We start from the raw sequence: 22,039 nt of genomic DNA, 5'->3' as shown, positions 1-22,039 counted from the left end.
GCTGAAAAATCGCCCTGGCGCACCGGACGTCCGTGCTGCTGTGCTTGCGTATGGTCGCATCATAGCTCATGGCGGTTGTACGATCACCAGTTGACCTGCAATACCCCGCTTGTCCTGCCTCAACTGCACAGGGCTGGGAAAACCGTGCGTGGCAAATCTCACACTTTTGAAATGCCTTACGCCAGTTACAGTTCCCTCCCCCCAAGAGCCCCGCTGCGTCTGATACGCATCCTTTAGCTGATTGCCCATGCTCCCTTGACTGCACAGTCAAGCCAAAGGGCTTTAAACATGTTGAATTCGAAAACACGCTACAGGAACGTGCCGCCCCGCTTTCCCCCCCACTCATTAAATCACCGGACTCTCACCGCAGGCCTGATTGCTGCTCTGTGGGCAGTCCCGGCCCAGGCAGTAACGTATGTCGAACAAGGACGCCTGCATGACGCTGCCAGCTGGCATAACGATGAGTTCAAGCGCGAGTGGGGGCTGACGGCCATCGGTGCTGACCACGCGTATGCCCGAGGCTTGAGCGGCCTTGATGTTCGCCTTGGGATTTTCGACAGCGGTACCGATTTGCGACATCCGCAATTTGCCGGAAAAAACCATAAACCCGTCACTCTCGCCGACGCTGGCTGCGCCAGAGAGACCTTTGCAACGGATGACCATGACGGATGCTACCGGGCTGACGGCGATCAGCCACAATTCGACTACACGCTTGAGTTGCCGCAGGACACGCTGCAAGAAGCCCTCGCCAGCGGTGAATATACAGCCCAGGAGCTGGACGACTATCTGAGCAGACAAGGCGCCCGATACAACCCTCACGGCACGCACGTCGCCGGAACAATGCTGGCCAATCGCGACGGCAAGGGCATCCACGGCGTCGCCTGGGGAGCCGACCTGAGCCCGGTCAGAATATTCAGCCACAGCTATGACAGCTACTTGTCCGATAAGGGCGAACTGCAGGTTGATCCAGGCCACGAGGCCTACGCTGCGGTGTTCAAACAATTGCGTGAACAAAATGTTCGCGCCATCAATCACAGCTGGGGTTCACCGAAGGTCTTCCAGACTCTTGATGAGCTGGATGCAGAACTCGAAAGGCAACGCTTCGGCCTGGGCAATACGCTGGCTCAAGGGTCACGGGATGCAGGCTTTTTGCAGGTATGGGCATCCAACAATACCCGCACGAACAACCTGTCTCCCGAAACCGCGCCCTATGCCGACATATTGACGGCCTTGCCGCGCGTGATGCCTGAAATCGAAAAGTACTGGCTGAGCGTGGTCAACGTGAACGACACCCTGACGCTGGCCCCCGGCTCGTTCCGCTGCGGCTACAGCATGAACTGGTGCGTGGCGGCTCCGGGCACCGGTATTATTTCCACCTACATCGCCGGTGAGTTGGACGTCGAAACCCTCTATCAGGACGACGGCGAGATAAACGGAGTGCAAGTCACAAGCGACCGCCCCAGGTTCGGTTATGGCATCGACACGGGCACGTCAATGGCTACCCCCCATGTCACCGGCAGCCTTGCACTTCTTATGGAACGCTTCCCCTACCTCGACAACCCGCAAATCCGTGACGTGCTGTTGACCACTGCCCGCGACCTCGGAGCTCCCGGTGTCGATGACGTGTACGGCTGGGGCTTGATCGACCTGAAAAAGGCCATCGACGGGCCCGGGCAATTGCGGGTTGATACCGATGTCATCATGGACCGCCGGGCCGGGGGCGCCAAAGTATGGCAAGGCGATGCATGGGATGACTGGCGCAACGACATCAGCGGTCCGGGCCGACTGGGCAAAAGCGGCGCTGGCTGGCTACGGCTCAGTGGTAACAACAGCTTTGCCGGTGCAACCCTCAACGGCGGTACTCTGGAGCTTAATGGCAACAACCGTTTCAGCCGCGATGTGAACGTCGAAGGGGGTTTGCTACGGCTCAATGGCACGTTACTGGCCACTGACCTCAACATAAACGGTGGTATCGCGCAGATCAGCGGCCAGCAGATCGGGGCCAACACCTACGTGGGCTCAGGCGGACTGCTTAGCGGTGATGGCGAACTGTCGAGCACCCGGGTGCTGGGCACTATTGTGCCCGGCAGTGGACTGCGGGCAATGACCATCAATGGTGATTACTCACAGGGCCACGGCTCATTGCTGATTGCCAGTGCGGGCCGCCAACCTCATACCCCTGCCCTGCACATCACCGGGCAGGCACAACTGGACGGTGGCACCCTGCGCGTGAACCGCCAGCCCGCTGTTTTTCCCTTGGGCCAGCATTACCGGGTGCTGCAGGCCGATGCAGGGGTCAATGGCCAATTCAGCGCACTGGATCACAGTTCCTTCTCGCCGTTTTTAAGCTTCACCCAAACCCGTGACGATACCGCTCTGGGAATCAACGTAGGCCGCGGCCTGCCACTGGTTGCGGCTGCCCGTACCGCCAACCAGCACGCTACGGCTCGCGGCGCTGACATGCTTGATATGTCGCAGCCCGTTGCACAGCGCCTGACCTCGCTGTTCCCCGACGCGGCCACCAGAGCGCTGGATCAGCTAAGCGGTGAACTGCATGCTGGCACCCGGTCGGTGCAAATCGAAAACACCCGGGTACTGCGCGATGCTGCGCTGGCCCATGCCCGAGGAGCGCTGGACAGCCCAGCCCGGCAAACGGACAACTCACGCCAGGCTGTGTGGCTGCAGCCACTGCTGCAAAGCGGTCGCCTGGACGGTGACGGCAATGCGGCTTCTGTCAGTCACACACTCACTGGATTGCTGGTCGGCGCAGATCATGACTTCGAACAAGGCTCTCGCGCCGGGGTGCTGTTGTCCAGCGGTCAAAGCCGGATAAAAAACGCACGTGGCGACCGGGCCAGTCTCGACGGTTACCAGATCGGCATGCACGCGGGGCACACCTGGAATGCGTTCGGACTGTACGGCGGACTCGCCTATGGCCAGGACCGGATAAAAACCAGCCGTTACGTCAGCTTTCCCGGCCTTGATGAAAAGCTGTCAGCCGACTATCACGGCCGTACCCGACAAGCCTTTGTTGAAGGTAACTACCGCGTGCTTCAAGGCGCATGGAACTGGCAACCCTTTGTGCAATTTGCCCGCGTCAACAGCCAGACTGACGGGTTCCGTGAGCGCACCGCAAAGAGTGCGCTGCAGGGGCGTGCAGCCAGCAGCACGGTTAACCTGGCCACCGGCGGCTTGCGTTTCAAGGTGGATTTGAACAGCACCTCAACCGGCCCCTTCGGGCTCAGCCTTAACGGCAGCGCCGCCTATACCCACGCCAGCGGCGATCTGTACCCGACAACCGACGTTGCCTGGCAAGATGCAAGCAACATGCGTATTGCCGGTGTGCCGCTGAGCAAAACGGCGCTGCAACTGAACCTGGGCGCTGTAGCCCGACTCAACCGCAGCAGTTCCGTGAGCCTGGACCTGAAAAATCAGCGCGGGGAACGCTCGAACGGGCGAAGCGTATCAATTCAGTATCAGTTCGAGTTCTGAAGACTGATCATCCTCGGCATCGCTCACGACAAATGTGTCGTCCGGGATCCAGAACAAAAACGGGTCCCGGGCCGGACGCTCGTCATAGGGCCGCACACGCCCTTCCTCATCGACTGCACCTGCACGCCGAAATCCATACACATGACGGCGCTCGACATGAATGCTTGGCGCCGCGCCTTCGCCGCTGGCAGGCTCGATGTTCATGGCCTTCAAGGTAGCCAGCAAATCATCAATGATCTGCTGGCGATCGAGGGTAAAGGCCGATGCAAAGCAGCGCCAGAAACGCCATCCCGCACGTTCCAGAATACGCTGGCGGCGCATGTCGCTGTCCCAGCGATCCGGTCCGTGGAAACGGTCGCCGTCACATTCGATGGCCAGGCGGCTGTCGTTGTCGCCCTCTACTACCATGTCGATGCGATATGCCCCCACGCCCACCTGTGGAATCACCCGATAGCCACGTCGGGTCAATTCATCGTACATCTCGCGCTCAAAGCCGGATTCGCACAACTCGCGCAAATCACTGACCTGGGCAGCATCCTGGGTAAAGGGTGTCTCGAAGTGCTCAATCAAGCCGCGGCGCAAACTGTCCACAGGGCTGAGGTCCGTTAACTCGACACTGCGCACCAGGTACATGCGATCCCGCGCCCGCGAAGCGGCCACGTTGAAGCGCTGGGCTATCGAGTCGCGGCTATTGGCAAAGCAATCGCCGGGAGATGCCACCATGCTCAGGAACATGATGTCGCGCTCCTTGCCCTGGAACGTGCGGGCATCCCCACAGCTGATCTGGAACTGGGTGATGACCTCTTCTCCCAGCTCTTTGGTCAGCATCTGCATGATCTTTTGCGCTTGCTCGGCGCCCAGCAGCGAGACCACACCTATGCTGCGCCCGGCGATCTGCGGCAGGGCGATCAGGCGGCGGATTTCCTCGACTATCACATGGGCTTCGCCGAGGTTGAACTTGCCTTTCTTCTCCCCGTCCATGACCAGCAGATCCACCAACGGCGGGTCAAGACGCTCAGTCATCATCGGCAGGCGCAGCGGTTTGAGCTCGTGGTTGTAGAACTCGCGCTTGGAGTACTCGATGATCGGCGCCACACAGCGAAAATGCTCGCGCAGCATGGTGCCACTCTTGGCAAACACCACTTTGAACAGGTCGTACAGCGAACGCTCGGGGGACATCAATGGACGGTAGAGCCCGACCTGATTGCCCAAGAAGCGCGCCATCATGCTCTGCACACGCTCTTCTTCCATGCCGATACCGTCCGGCGAGACCTGTTTGTCATCGCCCACCACCAGCACTTTTTTCGCCCGCAACAACGCTGGCAGCGCCGTCAGGTCAGACTGGGACGCCTCATCGATAATCACCAGATCAAACGCACCGTACTGCGCAGGCAGGCTCTCGCAAATACGGTAATGAGGCATGATCCAGCACGGGATTGCAGAAATCGCAACATCGGCCGCCAGTCGCGCATCCTGACGATAACGCCCGGCGCGCACGCCGGTACCCTTGCCGATCTTGCGAATTGCGGTGCGATACAGCTCAAGGGCTGCCCTGACACTTGGCGTGGCGTTTTCCGACAGGCGCAACCAGGTTCGCTTGACCACCGCATCCTGATAAAGACGCGACAGGCTTAGTTCCAGTTCACCGCGCAGTTTGAACAAACGCTTGAGGTCTTCGCGCCCGTCGATGCTTTCGAGATAACGGGCCAGACGGCTCAAGCGCCACAGGTCCAGGCAGTTGTCCGGCAGCAGGCCATCGATCGGCCCTGTGCCCGGCTCTTCACGCAAACGGGCGGCCCAGAGCAGACCGCCACTTTGCGCGACGAGGTCGGTGACGCGCTGTACAGTCTCAAGGGCTGCGGCCATGGCCATCACCCGGCGTAACTCGTCCATCAGCCCGGACCATTGGGTCTGCAGAGTGGCTATATCGACCTGCGGCTGGCCAAGACTCAAATCCAGAAAGCCTTGCAACCGCTCACTGATATCACCACCGCAACCGGCCAGCGCTTTGTTGAAGGTTTCCTTGATAGCCCAGGTGGCGGCCAGACGATGACGCATCAGGTAGTGGCGCAAGATGCTTTCGGCCTCGGCCAATACCGTGGCGTTGCTGCGCAACTGACTGACGTCGGCCCAGCCCGGGAACAACTGTTTAAGCTCGCTGCTGGCACGGGTTTCACCTTGCTCGGCAAGCACAATCGCGTCGAACTGCTCAATCGCCCGAGCTGCCGCCATCAGTTGGTCGGCGTCGGTTTCCAGCGTCGGCAAGGGTATTTCGGCAGCCAGTGCATTCCAGCGCAGCAGCAAGGTGCGGCTGTGTTGCAGGAAGCGCACAAAGGCTTGCACGTGTTGCCAGTCCTGGTCGCTTTGCGGCTTGCTGCCCAACACCACAATGGCGTCCAGCAACTGCTTTTGCGTGCCCTTGCCAATCAGGCCGGACAAGCCGAATGGACGTCGTCCTTCGGCCAGGTTATCGATGGCACCCACTAGTTCGGGTTGCGTGTGCAGCTCGAACGACAGGCTTACCGGTCGGGCCACAAAGGCCTTGCGCCCTGCCAGAGTCTCTTCAATCTCGCCCTTGAGGCTGGCGAACAGCGCCAGCACATCATCGTTGCCACCACGCATCAGGCAAGCCTGCATGGGCGCGGCCCAGTGATGGCCCGAGGTGTTGATCTGTGTGCGCAGGGCTTGCAGTTGGCCCAAATGCTCGGCCAGCGCCTGGGCCTGCTCCAGGGTCCGGGAGCTGTTATCCAACAGACGCGGCACTTCGCCAGTGCTTTCCTTGAGCTGCAACTGGCTTTCCTGTGCCAGATCCTGATGCACCTGAATCAGTGTCTGCGCGTCCGGGAAGTCGGCCAGTTGCGGCAGTTTCTGGCCCAGATAGCTCAGCGATTCCTTGAGCTCAAGCCGGGCTTCGCGCAAGGCAATGATGTCTTGCAACGTGAAGCGCGGGCGATGCTCTTCACCCACGCCGATCCGATCGGCAAAACAGTTGATCTCGGCTTGCGCCGCCGCCACTTGCAAGGCCGCATGGGTGGGGCTCAGGCGTTCACCGTCAATTTCCAGGTCCGACAGGTTACGCTCGGCCCAATGGGTGATCTCACGGTCCACGCTGGCCATCTGACCGTGAAGAGTATTGATTTCGTCGTCAATCTGGCCAATTTCGCGCTTATACAGTGCTCTATCTATGCGCTGTACTTCGGCTGAAATCTTTTGAATAGCGAATTCGAACTGCTTCATGCCATCCGCTTCGCTGCTCAGCAAGCTGATCGCCAGCGGGCGAATCTCTTCCGGGAGTTTTTCCTGCAGTACTGCCAGGGCCGGGTCTTTCATCGACGTCACCAGCACTCGCTTGCCATTGGCCAGGTAATGGCTGATGACGTTGGCGATCGTGTGAGTCTTGCCCGTGCCGGGCGGGCCTTGCACCACCACCCCGTCATGCACCTCCAGCAACTGGATGATTTGCACCTGCTCATCGTTGTACGGCTTGGGGAAGTACAGCTCGTGTACCTTAGCGGCTGGCGCATCGCCGCCTTGAGAACCACTGACGTAGGACAAACCACGAAACGGTGGTAGGGCCACGTCCTCCAGCACACTGGACGGTTCAGTGAGAATGGCCCGCAAGGCCGCCGGCAACTCATCGGCTTCCTCGATCCCGCCTTCAAAGCGAGCCAGGTCTTCAATAAACATATTGCTGTCGCGGGTTCGGGCAAACAGGCACCAGGTATCGGTGACGCACAAGAACTCTGCGGCCTTGGGTACTGAACGATCACCTTCGGCCAGCGTCACCGGCAAAAACTGACCATGGGCATCAAGCAAGGTCGACGCCGAACGAATCACCGGCTCGTAACTGGCGGCGTTGAACGGGCTGATACCGGCCTGATCCTGTTTGAAAAAATCCTTGGCCAGGGTTGCCAGCGGCCCGACGCCGGCAATATCGGCCGCCACATAGGCATCCACTTCCAGTCTGGGCTCAGCGGCACGCGGGCGTACTTCTATCGCCATACTGTCGGGGTTGATGGCAATTTCAACCAACTGGCTGATTAACGGGTAATGGATGACACCGACCACGGGATGTTCCCACGTCGAAACCCCCAGCCCCCACACCAGCTCCAACTGTGCGTCGCCCAGGTTGCCCTGCATCTGTTGCACCAGCATAAACAGCTCGGCATACAGCTCAATGCTTTTGCGGCGCTGCTTTTCTTCTGCGGCCCACAGGCGCCAAGCCGTTTGACTGTAGGACTTGAACTGCGCGCGGATCTCACCGGCGTCCAGGCAGTCTTCCAGATTGACCCACTCTTCGACGCTGACGTCTTCATCGATCTGCAGGGCCACAGGCATCAAGCGTGAGCGCTCGTCCTCGGAGATCGCCGTGCTGTTGACCAGGACCTCCCGTGCCAGACGCACCTTGAGTACAGGCTCGGTCTGCGGGGTGCCCTTGAGCTCGATCCACAACGCAAGCAATGGACTGAGTGGGGCTGGAGGTTTAGTCTCATGCAAGCGTTCAAGCTGCAGCCAGACTTCGTCTTCCTCACCGTTGTGCAGATCCAGACTGACTCCGGGTAACGCTCGCAGTTTTTCTTCGCTGGCACTGAAAGCGTTGTGTTGGCTGAGAGTTAACGCTGGCCGCTTTTGCATCAGCGCAGTCTGTTTAACAAATTCGATCAGGCCGGCGAGACGGGCACGTACTGTTTCCATGGGTGAGCTGAACCACTTCGATAAGGGGGCACTTCGATAAAATCTGGAAGCGCCAAGTAAAAGCGAAATTTCCTACGATGACCGATACGATACAGAGGTTCTGGTGGTATTCAGATACATGATTTTGTAAAAACGTCCCGCGATAAAAGACGGTCCGGTTATTTCCGAGAAGGTCACTGGTTATGCTGTTGAAGTTTTAATCACTCAACGCATGTCTTCGCAGCTACCCATGGTCAGGCATTTCAAAGCGCACAAAAAAGGCCCTCCCCGAAACCGGGGAGGGCCTTTTGTTTAACGCTGGGGGAATTAGCCCAGGTTAACGCCAAAGTTCGAAGCCAATGGCGCCAGGCCACCTGCAAAACCTTGGCCGATTGCCTTGAACTTCCACTCTTCGCCATTGCGATACAGCTCGCCGAACACCATCGCGGTTTCGGTGGAAGCGTCTTCGCTCAGGTCAAAACGTGCCAGCTCTTTACCGTCAGCCTTGTTCAAAACACGGATATAGGCGTTAGATACCTGACCGAAGTTTTGCTTGCGGCCATCCGCTTCGTGAATGGTCACCGCGAAGGCCAGTTTCTTGGCTTCTTGCGACAGACCCGCCAGGTTGACGTTTACTTGCTCGTCGTCACCGTCACCGGCGCCCGAACGGTTGTCGCCCTGGTGCACAACGTTGCCGTCCGGCGAAGTCTTGTTGTTGTAGAACACAAAACTGCCGTCGTTCAGCACTTTGCCGTTCTCACCAACGATAAACACCGAGGCGTCCAGGTCGAATTCCTGACCGTCAGTCACCCGTGGGTCCCAACCCAGGCCTACAACCACTTCGGTAAGGCCCGGTGCTTCTTTGGTCAGGGAGACGTTGCCGCCTTTACTCAGACTTACTGCCATGTTCGTGAACCCTTATATGAAAAGTTGATGGGGTGCAGATTAAAACTTCAGGCCGTAGCTTTCCGCCAACGGCTTGAGACCGCCAGCAAAGCCCTGGCCCACAGCGCGGAACTTCCACTCGGCGCCATTGCGATACAGCTCGGCAAAGATCATCGCGGTTTCGGTGCTGGCGTCTTCTGCCAGGTCATAACGCGCCACTTCACTGTTGTTGTCCTGGTTCACAATGCGGATGAAAGCATTGCGCACCTGACCGAAGTTTTGACGGCGAGCGTCAGCTTCGTGAATGGTCACGGTAAACGCGATCCGGTCGATGTCGGCGGGCACTTTGGACAGGTCGACCTTGATCGCCTCGTCATCGCCGTCGCCTTCACCGGTACGGTTGTCGCCCGTGTGTTCAACCGAGCCGTCAACGCTTTTGAGCTGGTTGTAAAAAATGAAATCGGAGTCAGCGCGTACTTTACCGTCAGCCTTGAGCAAGAAAGCGCTCGCATCCAGGTCGAAGTCTTGACCATCGGTGGAGCGAGCATCCCAGCCCAGACCCACGAGGACTTTGGTCATCCCGGGGGCTTCTTTGGACAGAGACAGGTTGCCGCCTTTGGAAAGGGAAAGTGCCATGTGTAGTTCTCCTTAGTAATGTGCGATCAAGCTTTCGTGTCGTTGTTAACGTCGGATTGCTCTTCTTCCTTACCGGGAAAGATGATGCTGGCCACGATACCGATAGCCAATACCACCAACACCACAATCAGACTGGTGTTTGGATCAATTTCATAACCATGGCCAAACAGGTGATCGGTTGCGTTCAGGGCCAGCTTGCCGGCAATAAAGAACAACAGCGCGATAACCGCTTTTTCCAGGTGCACCAGGTAACGTTTCAGTGCTTCCAGAACAAAGTACATGGTCCGCAGACCCAGAATGGCGAACATCATGGCCGAGTACACGATCAAGGGTTCACGGCTCACGGCAATCACGGCCGGTACGGAGTCGAAGGCAAACAGAATGTCCGAAACCTCAACTACCACCACACACAAAAACAGTGGGGTCGCAAAAAGAGCGCCCTTGCCTACAAGGGTCATTCCCTTGTTCTGCGGCTTCGTGATCTCTTTTTCAAGCTCTGTACGTGAAACAAAGAAATTATGTCCGTGCAGCTTCGGCCAGACAGGGAACAGTTTTTTCGCAAAACGGTAGGCGATGTGCTTGGAGTAATCCTCCTCCTCATCCTCTTCCTTGCTGCGCAGCATCATCACTGCGGTCCAGGCCACGACCACGGCAAACAGCACTTCGACCCAAGGGCCAAACGCCAGCAGGCCAGTACCGATCGCCACGAAAATCAGGCGGAATACGATGGCGCCGATGATGCCCCAGTACAGAACACGGTGACGCAGCGCGTCCGGGATCTTGAACCAGGCAAAAATCGCCATGAACACGAACAGGTTGTCGACGCTGAGCACTTTCTCCAGCGCGTAACCGGTCACGAACAGGCTGGCCACACTTGGGCCGTGGGCCACATACAGATAGCCCGCAAACATCAGCGAGATCACCACCCAGAACACCGACCAGACGGCGGCGTTGGTCAGCGAGACCGGTTTATCGCTTTTGTGGGTAAACAGGTCGATTGCCAGAGCAATGACCGCCAGAGCCACAAATACAGCGATGGTAGTTGGCGGAAAGCCAATTGCCGTGTTTTCCATGATGTCCTCAGAGATCAAAATCGCCAGGGTTCAGCCCCAGCTCATTGCAGATAGTGCGGCAGGCAGCCCGCTCACTTTCATCAAAGTTGCCGTCGGCGCTACCGATTGCGCAGCAAACACGCACCAGCAGCCGGGCGGCATCTTCTTTTTTACGTAGCTGACCGATCGATTTCAGCGCTTCCGCACGACCGATCTGCTGGTCAAACTCAAACTTTTCGCACACCGAGTTGAAGGCCTTGATCACGTCCTTGACGTCAAAGACCTTCAGCTCATTCGAGTTTTGAATAAACCCGACCATCTTCTGTTTTTCGTCGCTGCTGATGTTGCCATCGGCAGCGGCCACCAGTGCGCACCCGGAAACCACGGCTTCCATGAACTCACGGTTCTTGAACTTGCTGACTTCCGTCGACAGCTTGTCACGGGCGGCGGTAGCGTTGGTTTTGAGCCATTCGAGCATTGGAGTCACCTTGTCAGAAATTGCAGGTACGGCGCCTGGTTCATCAGGCGGCCACTTACAGAGCGCTCATTTGGAACCGGCAGCCCAGCGCATGCCCCAGCCGAAAGCTTTATCCATATCGGAATGGCCCTTGAAGAACTCAACCCGACGGTTGACCTTCACGCTGCCACCGACGTTTTCAAGCAAGGCGATAGCGCACATGCCTTTGGTCCCGCCCTCTTCGCTCAGACGCACTTCAATCGGCGGCTCGCCGGGGATATACAGGGTGATGACACCGTCGGTCGCCTGCCAGTTCGGCGCGCCTTCGTAGATGAACGCGTAAACCAGCACGCGACGCATCTTGCGCCACTCCTTGCCATTGATACGCAGCCACTCGCCGTCGCTCACGGAGCCGGTGCGGTCGTCGCCCATCAACTGGATAAACGGCTCGTCACGGAAATCACCGAAGGCATTGCCCAGGGCCTGGACCGCGCCTTTGCGGCCGTTTTCCATTTCGTACAGGCAACCCACGTCCAGATCGATGCCGCCCGACTTGCCGGTGGCCTTGTTGCGCAGGGTTGCGAAAAAGCCGCCAGCACCACCGGCGCCGCTGTCATTCGGGTGGGTGCGATTCCAGTTCAGGTTGATCTTGATCTCGCCGAAATCACCGTCCTTTTTCTCAAGGCTGATGGACGGACGCTGCTTGTCCAGAGTGATTTTCGACAGATTGATCTTCGATGCAGGTGCAGCAGGTGCAGGCGCTGGCGGTGACACAGGTGTCGGCGCGGCTGCCGGAGCAGGTGCCGGAGCGGGTGCCGCGATATCAACACCAAAATGTTGAGCCAGAGGCGCCAGGCCACCGGCAAAGCCCTGGGCCACGCAACGGAACTTCCACACACCCTGGCGGCGATAGAACTCACCCAGGATCAACGCGGTTTCCTGCATGCCCTGGGTCGGAATCGGTGCGTCAATGCCGCCACTCACGGTGACAGTCAATTGCGGGAAGGCATCGAAGCGGGCCTTGTTCTCGTAGATGGTCGCAGTCAGGGCGACTTTCTCGATGGCCGGGTCAATGGCGTCCAGATTGACACTGAACACACTGCGACCTGCCGCCGATTCCATCAGCTTGACCGCGCCATTGTTGACGCTTTGCTGGCCGAAGAAGCACATGTCGTTATCGCCGCGCACCTTGCCCGACTCATTGAGCAAGAACGCCGATACATCCAGGTCTGCGCCAGCCACCGGGGTGTAGCTGACGGTGACGCTCAGGGTGCCACTGGCAACGCCCGTATTGGCGCCTGGAGTCAGGGTAGTCATGCGCGCACCGCCTGGGCCGCATCAGTGGCCAGATCCTGGGCGGTACGGCCATTGGCCACGGTGCCAATAGCGGTCAGGTCCCAGCCCGCCGATGTGCGGCTGATGTACGCCATGACCACGCCGGTGTGACGGCCCTTGTCCGACAGGTTGAAGCGCGCCAGCTCTTTGCCGGTCAGCTCGTCAACGATACGGCAGTAGGCGTTTTCTACTGCCTCGAAGTTTTGCCCGGTAAAGGAGTTGACGGTAAACACCAGGTGTTTGACCCCGGCCGGCAGTTGTTCCAGGTTGACCTGGATCGACTCGTCGTCACCCTCGCCCTCACCCGTACGGTTGTCGCCGGAGTGAACGATAGAGCCGTCATTGGACTTGAGCTGGCGAAACCACACCAGATCCAGTGGTTGTTTGGCACTGTCGAGCAGGATGCACGAAGCATCAAGGTCGATGGCGGCATCACTGCTCAGCAGCTTGGCGAAAAAACCGCTGGGCTTGACCGGGTCCCAGCCCAGGCCCATACGGATTTTCTTGAGACCGGTTCCCGCTTCTTTCTCGAGAGAGATGGTTTGATTCTTGGACAGCGAAATGGCCATGAAGCGTCTCCTTGTCTGCACTGATGCATGATAGGTATTGAGTGATTATTGACATGCTTTGCTTACGCCTGGCTTACAGCTCCTCGCGCAAGCACACGTCAAGTGGCCGCTTGCGCCGCCACAGCGCGTGAAATTCACGCCAATGCGGCTCTTGAGCGGCCCCGAGCATTTGTTCATCGCCCCGGGTGTCACCCCAGGCACGTAGTTCGTATTGGTCCAGAGGCCCGTATTGCGCCTCCAGCCGAATGACTTTTTGTTCACAGCGACAGTTGATGCCGTCGATATCGCCGGTGAGCACGCCATCGACCGAGGCCAGCCGTGTTCCGATCAGGCCGATACCGAGCTTCTTGGCAAAAGGTGTGAGCACCAGCTCGGGGGACGCAGAGCAAATCGTCACCTTGGCGCCCTGCTCAATCTGGTTGGCGACGGATGTTAAGCCCAAAGGCCGCATTAGACGCTGCCAGGAAACGTCACAAAATGCTTCGGCGCGTTCCTTTACCCAGGCCTCTCTGGCACCGGTCAAGTAGACCGCGATAAGTTTTTCTTTCAGCGCATTACGCGAAATCCTGCCCAGCAGGTAGCAAGCGGTCGCCGGGATCATCCGCAGCAGACGCATCGCAAACAGTCGATTGCCAAAGGCAAAGCGCAAAAACGGCACGAACGTGTCGTGATAGGTCAGCGTGCCATCGAAATCGAAGGCAGACAGGACCTGCTTTCCTTTAACCGGTGTTTTCAAAACGTCGTTCAACCCACTAATTCAGCCAATCGCAGGCTGCCTCCAAAAGTGTCCGACGGGCTGGCAATTTCAGGGCGAACCCCTTGCCAATGTGCCCGTTCAATAATTGTTTGCGCCCATTTGTAATGGGTTGCGGGCTCGCACATGGCGTCGTTGAACTTGAACACCGCAGGCGCCGCCTCATTCAATATGTGGCGTGCGCTGTTGAGATCTTCAAGACTGACTTGCAACGCCCTGTGGATAACTGCAATTTGCGACGGGTGGATCGCGGTTTTACCCACAAGCCCGTGGGCCATATCCAGCGCCAGCTCTTGCTCCATCAAGTGCGGTGCATTGAGCTGTTCAAACACCGGCGCGGTCAGGGCAAAACCTGCCGAGCCCATGATCCCGCACAACATGGGAATCACATAGCTCATGGGCGTGCTGTACAGCGTCATCGCTTGAGGGCGACGCAGGCCCAGGCACCCCATCAAGTCGTTACCGCCAATGCGCAGGGCAATAATACGCTCTGGTAGTAGCTCCAGCATGGCGCTGCGCAGTTCAACCATGGCGTTGGGGATAAAAACGTCTGCGGTTTCCAGGGTGGGCATCAACATCAAGTCTTCGCGGGTGACCGCCTGCTGCCACTCGCAGATATTGCCCAGACTGAGCTTGGGCACGACAAAACCGTCGACATGACGCATCAGCGACCAGTCATTGAGGACGGCTGCCATCGCGGCATCCCGTGGCCGCACAAACAGGATCGGCCCGCCGGACGGTCGACCGCCACGCGCCTCGATGCCCAACAGCAGGTTTTTCAGGTTGTTCAGCCCCTGCTGCACGTCAGTTTCGGCCACGGCGTCTTCCAGGCACACCACCAGCGAGCGCAAACCCTGGATCTTTTCGCCCAGCACCACATCCAGAATATCGGGACGGGTAGCCGGCATATAAAGTGTGGCGCCCAAGGCATAGGCTGAGTGCTTGATCATCAGCGAACACTCCTGATTACGGTCACGGCGCGATACGGCCCCAACTGATCGCCGACTTCCTGAACCTCAATATTGGCCTGACGCGTCAGGTGCAGCAGCAGTTGCACGTCCTGATCGTCACGGTTGCGCACCAGCACGTGGTCCGGCACACGGCGCATGACGGCGCGGGTGGCCTCGGCGATCCCCGGTTTGACCCGGTTGGGGTTGGTCACCGCAAACCGGGCCGAGATACGTTCGACCGCAGCCACGGCCGAGTGTTGCAATGCGCCAGCCTGCTCCGCCGTCCAGGGCAGGGCCGCGGCCTGAGGTGCCAGTCGCGCGCGCTCGGTTTCGATGCTGTGGATAAAACTCATGGTCACGTCGTGTTCCGCCAAATGGTCATACACCACGCACCCATGCAGGCCCGGGTCTTGTGGCCATATGGAACGCGAAACCAGCCCTGAAACCGTCGCCCCCAGGATGCCAGATGGGATCAGCCAGTCTTCTGCCGAGGCGGCCAGCCAGGCACGGCCACAGGGGTCGGCCAGCACCACCAGACGCGGGTCGGCTGGAAAACGCGAGTCCCCTGTCAGGCTGTCGCGGATCTGGCCGCTGATCGCCCCTTTGCCGGTCCAGCCATCGACAAACACGATGTTTTCCGCACCGTGGGCCTTGATGATAGCTTCGAGCGCGACGTTGTCGATTCCACGGTCACGAATAATGCTGATCCCGTAATGCGCAGCCTCGCGCCCCAGATCGAGCAATGCCCTGCGCAGCAACACACCCAGCGGCAAACCCGCGCGCACAAACGACACCAGCGCAATCGAGGGGCCGTTGTAGCGCTCATTCAAAGCCTGGGCCAGCGCCTGCACATCACCCGCCATACGGGCACCGTTCTGGGCCAGGGCCAGTTGATAGAGGCTTTTATGGGTGCCGGACGGCGCATGTTCCTGGCTGATCATTTCGGAGTAATGGCGCTGCTGGGTCTGGATCAGGCGCTCTTTTTCCTGCACGTCGGTGACTTCTATCTGCATGGCGCGCAGTAAAAAGTGCACGTCATCGGCGGCATAGCTGCCACTGCCCACGGTCTGCAGCCCTGCGAAGGCATTATTCATGATCGACGCTCGCCAGCACATGCGCCGCCAGCTGGCCGCGCTTGGGTGTGCCCCACCAGTCGCATTCGGCCATAAAGCCCAGGTCCGACACACTGTCGCCAAAGCCCAGCAGCGGGCGTTTGCCGTTGATCGCCTGGTCGCGGCGGATCCACTCACGTACCGCTTCACGCTTTTGCAGGGTGATGGGCAGGAATGCCAGATTGTTGCCATTGCCATGCACATACAGGCCGTCGAGCAAGCCCCGCGCCCTGACTTCGGCCAGCACGGTGAGCAGCGCCTGATCGGTTTCGTTGTTGTGCTTGGTGACCACGTAATTGGCCAGGCCATGCTCTTCAACCACCCAGCCACGCAACGAGAAACCCAGTTCGGCGCCAATGGCCAGGGTTTGCTCGCTCAACTGGTGCAGGCGGGTTTGCTCCGACGCCAGCTCGTCGCACATGCGCGCATGCCAGACCGGGTCCAGTGAACCGTCCGGGTTGAGAATCACCCCGCCGTGAGCACAGACCGCGCCGTGCACAAACGGCAACTGCACGCGCTGATAGGCTTCGATGCTGCGTGCGGTCACGGGGACCACGTCACTGGTAGCCAGCAGCCATTCCACAAAGCTCTTTTGCGTCGCGCTCATAAAGCCGTTGGGTTGGCCGTCCACGTCCAGGGTGGCGGTAAAGCGTGGCTCATCGCCCATTTTCCGGGCGGTTTGAAACAGGGTGTCGTCCAGATCAACGAACACCAGAGGGCGATTACTGTTCATCAACGATTACCTGCGCATTCAATGCGCTAACCAGCGCCGGGTCGACGGCAGCGGCCGGGGTTTCGCTGCAGATCAGCACCCGGTCAAACTGGCCGGGGGCGACGTTGTAAAGAAAGTTGGGGATGCCCAGGCCGTAGTTGTCCGAGAACGACAACGCATGATCGATGGCATGGCCCAGGGCAATCGGCGAACGGCTGGTAGAGCTGAAGTGCACGTCGGCACCCGCCCGTTCAAGGCGCTCGGCCAACAAAAAAGGACGCCAGACAAACTCGCTGGTACCGATCACCAGAATCCGTTCACCGGCAGCGACCTCCAGGCCCGGCGCCAGCGTGTCGTGGTGTTCGCGAACGCCCATGCGGCCCCAGTCGCGGCTCGCGTCCAGTGCCCAGTCGCCTTGGGCAACACTGCCCACTTCGGGCATTTCTGGCAGTTCTGCGGTTAAATCTTCGGCGAACGTGTAGCGACCGTCGAGTAAAGCCACGCTGCTGACGTGATCGCCCATGGCTGTACGCACGGCATCACCGGACCAGTCGGTCAGGGTGGCAGTAACGATGCGCTCGATCGAATCGAGCCCCGCCTCGGCCAGCGCCCGGGACAGATTGATAAAGGTATTGCCGGTGGATGCTTCATCGTCCACCAGCACCAGCGAACGGGCGTTGAGCATCATCTCGCGGGTTGGCGCGTCTTGCGGCAGGTGCAGCAAATGCGAGCTGGCGTGGCTGTGTTCCTCTTCAAAGCGGGCAAACAAGGCGCTGCCCGTAGGGTGACGGCTGCTGCACAGGTACACGCAATCATTACGGGTCTGGCTCAGGGCACGGTGTACCCCGGCACCGAGCCCAACGGCGGTTTCGGCCATGCCGATCACCAGCACCGGCCCGGGCAAATCAGCAGGAATCTTGCCGGCAAGGGCATTGAAGCTTTCTGCCATTAATGAGGGCCGAGCCGGAATATGCCGGCCCAGTACACGCGAAACAAACAGAAAGGCCCGCTTGGGATTGCGCCGCTCGGCAAAATCGAAAAGTGCCTGCGGAGCAAAGGTCGATGCATTGACCTTTACCTCCAGACGACCGCGCTTGAGGTTTGCATGCAAAACCTTTGGTTCGGTCATGGGGTTAGCGCTATTCATCAACTTTTACTACCTGAAATACATAAAAAAATGGGGGACGATCGGCGAGTCGATAACTTTAAACAAGCGAAAAATAGTTACCGAAAACGTCAAATCACCCCAGGAGCGAATCGCCGCGAACCGGCACGACCACGGTGATCGCCTTGACCTGCACATCCTCGCGCCAGGCGCTCGGGGGCACTGCCAGGCCGAGGCGGCGTGCGGCAAAAATGCCTGGCAGGTTGACCCCGGCTTCACGGGTGTAGCCGATGCCGCCGGAATAACGCAGGTTGATTTCCAGCAGGTGCGGCTGTCCTTCGGCATCATCACGGGTTTGTACATTGACGATGCCGTCGCACTTGAAGTGCCGCGCGGCCTTGATCGCCAGCTCGACGGCGGCGCCATCGCGCTCGAACGTCTGCATCAGGCCCTGCTTGCGCCGCCCCACATAGGCCACGGCCTCGCCCGCTTCGCAGACCATGTCCACCGAACACTCACTGCCAGGCATATAGGGCATGACCAACAACGGCTTGGGCGCATCCGACTGGCCGTAGGCCTGGGCAAAGACGCTGGCATTGACCTCATGGGCGTCGGCATTGGCGAAACTGCGGAACGGGTCGACGTTATCGGCCAGTCGCCAAAAGCCCTGGCCGTAAATGCCGCGCGTGGGTTTGACACAGACCTGACCGTCACGGGCCAATTGCGCGTAAGCCGCTTGCAGTTCGGCACGGGTGCTCACGGTTATAGCCGGGATGCACGCCAACCCGGCCGCCAGCGCTTCGCGAGTAAACGCCGATTTGTCGTCGACCCGTTCAAAGGTGTCCAGGTCCAGCGCGCCAGTGACCAATTGCAGCCCGGCCGCCTCGAACTCGGCGCGGTGCGCTTCATAGACCTGGCCCACACGCCCGGCCAGCACCACCTTGATCTGTTGGGCACGGGCCTGCTCGATCACCCAGCCGATGCGTTCCTGGTTGTCTTGCGGTTCGCGCCAGGCGATATCCGCCAACCCGGTAATTTCGGGGCGACTTTGTCGGTGCGAGGCGAATATCCGTACCGTCTCCGGTAGCGCCGCCCGGGCACCTGCAATCACGTCGCGTTGGCTCGATTGCCCTTCAAGAAACCAGATCATGAACATCCCTTGGTACGCATAAACGCGGGAGTCTAGCGGATGGGGGCCAGCAACACCCTTAGTCATTACGGGAAGGCCGTGTAACCAAATATGAAATTAATTAACTAAATAGTTCATAATGTGCGGCATCGTGTCGCGCCCCGTCGTCGACACTTCATATAAAGGAGCTTCTGTAGATGTTTTTCTCTTCCCGCGCCCTGCTGAACACCAGCCTGTGCGGCGGTCTGTCATTGCTGGCCCTGACGCCTGCCTGCGTACTGGCCGACACCACCGACAACCTGATGAACCGTTCGACCCTGACCGGCGACTGGGGCGGCGAACGCCAGAAACTGGCCGACAAGGGCGTCAAACTGACAGGCGACTACAACTCGGAAACCTTTTCCAACTTGCATGGCGGGATCAAACACGGCACCCGTTATTCGCAGCAGGTGCGCATCGGTGCCCAGTTCGACATGAGCAAATTGCTCGGCACTGCGGATGCTGGCCTGGTGCAAATCACCATCAATGATCGCCGCGGCCACAGCGCCTCTGAGGATCTGGTAGGCAACCGCCTGCCAATTCAGGAGAACGCCGGCGGCAACTACACCCGCCTGTCTGAGTTCAGCTACCAGCGCACGCTGTTTTCCGAAGACCTGACCACCAAGCTGGGCTTTATGCCGATGGGCAACGAATTTGGTGGCATGCCGTTGTTGACCAGCTTCGTCAACGCCGGTTTTTGCGCGCACCCGCTGACCCAATCCAATGGCAGTGGCTGGACGAACTACCCCACCGGGCACTGGGGCGCTGAACTGCGCTACACCGTCAGCCCGGCCCTGACCCTGCAAACGGCACTGTTCCAGGTCAACCCCGAGTACAACAGCCGCTCCTCCGAAGCCTTCAGCATGACCACCAAAGGCACCACGGGGGCGATCATGCCGCTGGAGGCGATCTTCACCAACAACGCCTGGCTCAACGGCCAATACAAAGTGGGCTGGTACTACGACACTTCCAACACCCGCAAGATTGGCAGTACGCAAAAAGCCAACAACCGCACCGGTGCCTATGTACTGGTCGATCAGGCCATCTGGCGTGACGAGCAAGACCCCGATAGCGTATTGCGCGCCTTTGGCCAGGCGTCCAGCAGCAATGCCGCCACCTCGCCGATGCGCCACTGGTACTCGGTGGGCCTGGTCAAGCAAAAGCCGTTTGCCAGCCGCCCTAAAGACAGCATCGCCTTTGCTTATGGCCGCGCCGTATTCAACTCCCGCTCGCGGGATGTCCAGGAGGCTGCAGCCAGCAGCCCGGAGCAGGCGGACATGATCGCCAGCCTGGACAGCGGCGAGCAGCTACTGGAACTCAACTACGGTGCGCAAGTCACGCCGTGGCTGCTGCTGCGCCCGGACGTGCAATACATCATCGAGCCCGGTGCTTTCTATGGCACCAACCGCAGCAATGCGCTGGTAGCGGGCTTGCAGGTTAAAGCGACGTTCTGACCAAAAACCTCTGTAGTCGCTGACGAGGAACGAAGGTTGCGATCGAGTGCGAAGCAGTCGCAAATCAAGCGAGTCGGTTTTGTTACGATCGCTTCTCAACCGTACGCAGCCTTCGTTCCTCGTCAGCGACTGCAGATGCACTGCTTTCACAATTCGTTAAGGATTGCCCTTCTATACTCCAGCGCAGTATTCCATTCGATTGCTGCCTGGTAGCCCAATGCGTCTGACTCGTCCTGCTCTGCTGTTATTACTGCTCAGTTGCGTGCTGTTGTTTTTTGCACTGGGTAACCATCAATTGCAGGGCTCGACCGAGTCTCGTGTGGCGGGCATCGCTATGCAAATGCATGTCAGTGACGATTGGGTTACCCCCAATCTGCTCAACCAACCCTTCCTGGAAAAACCACCCCTGAGCCTGTGGCTGGATGCAGGCGCCATTCGCGTATTCGGCGGCGAACTGTACGCCGTGCGCCTGGCCTCGGCCTTTGCCGGGCTCTTTTGCGTGCTGTTGCTCTACGCCATGCTGCGCAAGCTGGGGCGCCCCACCGCACTGGCCTGGACAGCGGCGGCGATGCTGGCAACCATGGGCATATTTTGGGGCAACGCTCGCCAGGTAGGCGAAGATGCCTTGCTGACCCTGGGCGTGACCATGGTCTTGCTTGGGTTTTTTCATGCCAACCGCCAGCCCGGCTTTGCACGGGGCAGCTGGCTGCTGTTTGCCGCCGGGATCGCTATAGCCAGCTTGAGCAAAGGCGTTCTGGGCCTGGCATTGCCGGGAGTGGTGATTTTTGTCTTTCTGCTGTGTGAAAGCCTGATCGAAAAACGTTTCGTGCTGCGCAACTGGCTACGCCCCGCACTGTTAACCCTGCTGGGGCTCATCCCGCTGACGATCTGGCTGTGCCTGCTGTATCAACGCGGCGGCATGCAGGCGGTCAGCGAACTGCTGCTGACCAACAGCGTTGGGCGCTTTAGCGGTTCCTTCGTCGAAGCCGGGCATTACGAACCCTTTTACTACTACCTGCGAAAACTGCCCGAAGCCTTCCTGCCGTGGAACCTGCTGACCTATCTGGGCCTGTGGCACTTTCGCAAACAGCTGCGCAGCAACCCCTTTTTGCTGTTTTTCTGTGTATGGCTGGTAGCACAATTTGTGCTGCTCAACCTCGCCTCCAGCAAGCGGGCGGTGTACATGATGTCGATGGCACCCGCCGCCGCCGTGATTGCAGCCGAGTACGCCAGGGTGGTTCTGGACTGGCTGTACAAAAAAAGTGCGGGCTCGGCACTGGCAAGATTCCTCAGCGACAACCATCTCCCCCTGGCCATCGCGCTGCTGACCGCGCTGGTGGCTGCCTACCTGTTGGCAGCCCATCGGGCCCCGCTGGCCGACAAGGAAGAGTCCTTCCAGCCCCTGGCCGCCCGGGTCATGAGCCTGCAAGCCAGCGGTAAACAGGTCGCCCTGCTGCGCCCCGACGAACGCCTGGGCGCCGTGGTGTTCTACAGCCAGCAGTTGCCGCACACACTCAGCTCAACAGAAGAATTGCAGGCATTCCTCAGTGCATCGCCCGACAATATTGCCCTGGTAGAAAAACCGGAGGTACCGGGCATGGCCCTGAATACTCTGCAGAAGATCAGCGTGGGGCGACACGACTTCTACTTTGTCTGCCTGGCCACTTCAGCCCCGTAAATTTGA

General features: G+C 59.1%; 16 protein-coding genes. 3 read left to right on the top strand and 13 right to left on the bottom strand.

The genetic code is table 11. The features are described from left to right. The first annotated feature begins 288 nt into the window (after positions 1 to 288). Entirely contained in the window at positions 289 to 3,492 is a 3,204-nt protein-coding gene (locus CJU81_RS16545; protein ID WP_095037501.1) for an autotransporter domain-containing protein, read from the top strand. Here the strand turns inward: CJU81_RS16545 and CJU81_RS16540 are convergent. The 13 genes from CJU81_RS16540 to CJU81_RS16480 all read right to left on the bottom strand — a co-directional run bounded on the left by CJU81_RS16540 (position 3,466) and on the right by CJU81_RS16480 (position 18,883). After that, the gene (locus CJU81_RS16540; RefSeq protein ID WP_095037500.1) at positions 3,466 to 8,187 is read right to left on the bottom strand and encodes an AAA domain-containing protein; all 4,722 of its coding nucleotides are present in this window, start codon (positions 8,185 to 8,187) and stop codon (positions 3,466 to 3,468) included. The genes CJU81_RS16545 and CJU81_RS16540 overlap by 27 nt on opposite strands. 306 nt (positions 8,188 to 8,493) lie before the next feature. Further along, positions 8,494 to 9,072: a TerD family protein gene (locus tag CJU81_RS16535; RefSeq protein WP_095037499.1), complete on the bottom strand. Its 579-nt coding sequence runs from the start codon at positions 9,070 to 9,072 to the stop codon at positions 8,494 to 8,496. Between the two features lie 39 nt (positions 9,073 to 9,111). After that, entirely contained in the window at positions 9,112 to 9,687 is a 576-nt protein-coding gene (locus CJU81_RS16530; protein ID WP_016783512.1) for a TerD family protein, read from the bottom strand. A gap of 26 nt (positions 9,688 to 9,713) precedes the next feature. Then, positions 9,714 to 10,760, bottom strand: a complete 1,047-nt coding sequence (locus CJU81_RS16525) for a TerC/Alx family metal homeostasis membrane protein (RefSeq protein WP_016783513.1) — start codon at positions 10,758 to 10,760, stop codon at positions 9,714 to 9,716. 7 nt (positions 10,761 to 10,767) lie between these two features. Next, positions 10,768 to 11,217, bottom strand: a complete 450-nt coding sequence (locus CJU81_RS16520; protein WP_016783514.1) for a tellurite resistance TerB family protein — start codon at positions 11,215 to 11,217, stop codon at positions 10,768 to 10,770. Positions 11,218 to 11,283: 66 nt separating this feature from the next. Next, complete coding sequence (locus tag CJU81_RS16515) at positions 11,284 to 12,513, bottom strand: TerD family protein (protein ID WP_095037498.1); 1,230 nt, start codon at positions 12,511 to 12,513, stop codon at positions 11,284 to 11,286. After that, positions 12,510 to 13,100, bottom strand: coding sequence for a TerD family protein (locus tag CJU81_RS16510; protein WP_095029749.1), 591 nt, complete (start codon positions 13,098 to 13,100; stop codon positions 12,510 to 12,512). The genes CJU81_RS16515 and CJU81_RS16510 overlap by 4 nt, the downstream gene beginning before the upstream one ends. A gap of 73 nt (positions 13,101 to 13,173) precedes the next feature. Beyond that, the gene (locus CJU81_RS16505; protein ID WP_095037497.1) at positions 13,174 to 13,848 is read right to left on the bottom strand and encodes an HAD-IB family hydrolase; all 675 of its coding nucleotides are present in this window, start codon (positions 13,846 to 13,848) and stop codon (positions 13,174 to 13,176) included. Further along, positions 13,845 to 14,804: an HpcH/HpaI aldolase/citrate lyase family protein gene (locus CJU81_RS16500; protein ID WP_095037496.1), complete on the bottom strand. Its 960-nt coding sequence runs from the start codon at positions 14,802 to 14,804 to the stop codon at positions 13,845 to 13,847. Before CJU81_RS16500 ends, CJU81_RS16505 begins: the two co-directional genes overlap by 4 nt. Next, entirely contained in the window at positions 14,804 to 15,898 is a 1,095-nt protein-coding gene (locus CJU81_RS16495) for a cysteine protease StiP family protein (protein ID WP_095037495.1), read from the bottom strand. The genes CJU81_RS16500 and CJU81_RS16495 overlap by 1 nt, the downstream gene beginning before the upstream one ends. Beyond that, the gene (locus CJU81_RS16490) at positions 15,891 to 16,649 is read right to left on the bottom strand and encodes a trehalose phosphatase (RefSeq protein WP_095037494.1); all 759 of its coding nucleotides are present in this window, start codon (positions 16,647 to 16,649) and stop codon (positions 15,891 to 15,893) included. The genes CJU81_RS16495 and CJU81_RS16490 overlap by 8 nt, the downstream gene beginning before the upstream one ends. Continuing rightward, positions 16,639 to 17,775 (bottom strand): phosphoribosyltransferase domain-containing protein, encoded by a 1,137-nt coding sequence (locus tag CJU81_RS16485; RefSeq protein ID WP_095037493.1) that lies wholly within the window; start codon positions 17,773 to 17,775, stop codon positions 16,639 to 16,641. Before CJU81_RS16485 ends, CJU81_RS16490 begins: the two co-directional genes overlap by 11 nt. 94 nt (positions 17,776 to 17,869) lie before the next feature. After that, positions 17,870 to 18,883: an ATP-grasp domain-containing protein gene (locus CJU81_RS16480; protein WP_095037529.1), complete on the bottom strand. Its 1,014-nt coding sequence runs from the start codon at positions 18,881 to 18,883 to the stop codon at positions 17,870 to 17,872. Between the two features lie 176 nt (positions 18,884 to 19,059). On the opposite strand from CJU81_RS16480, the gene CJU81_RS16475 reads away from it, so the two are divergent. Beyond that, positions 19,060 to 20,355, top strand: coding sequence for a carbohydrate porin (locus CJU81_RS16475; RefSeq protein ID WP_095037492.1), 1,296 nt, complete (start codon positions 19,060 to 19,062; stop codon positions 20,353 to 20,355). A 217-nt stretch (positions 20,356 to 20,572) separates the two neighbouring features. Further along, entirely contained in the window at positions 20,573 to 22,033 is a 1,461-nt protein-coding gene (locus CJU81_RS16470; RefSeq protein ID WP_095037491.1) for an ArnT family glycosyltransferase, read from the top strand. Positions 22,034 to 22,039 lie beyond the last annotated feature (6 nt).

The organism is Pseudomonas fragi (assembly GCF_002269505.1).
Taxonomy (GTDB): Bacteria; Pseudomonadota; Gammaproteobacteria; order Pseudomonadales; family Pseudomonadaceae; genus Aquipseudomonas; species Aquipseudomonas fragi_D.
Note: the sequence above shows the minus strand (reverse complement) of the source record. Positions and strands in the feature narration are given on the sequence as shown.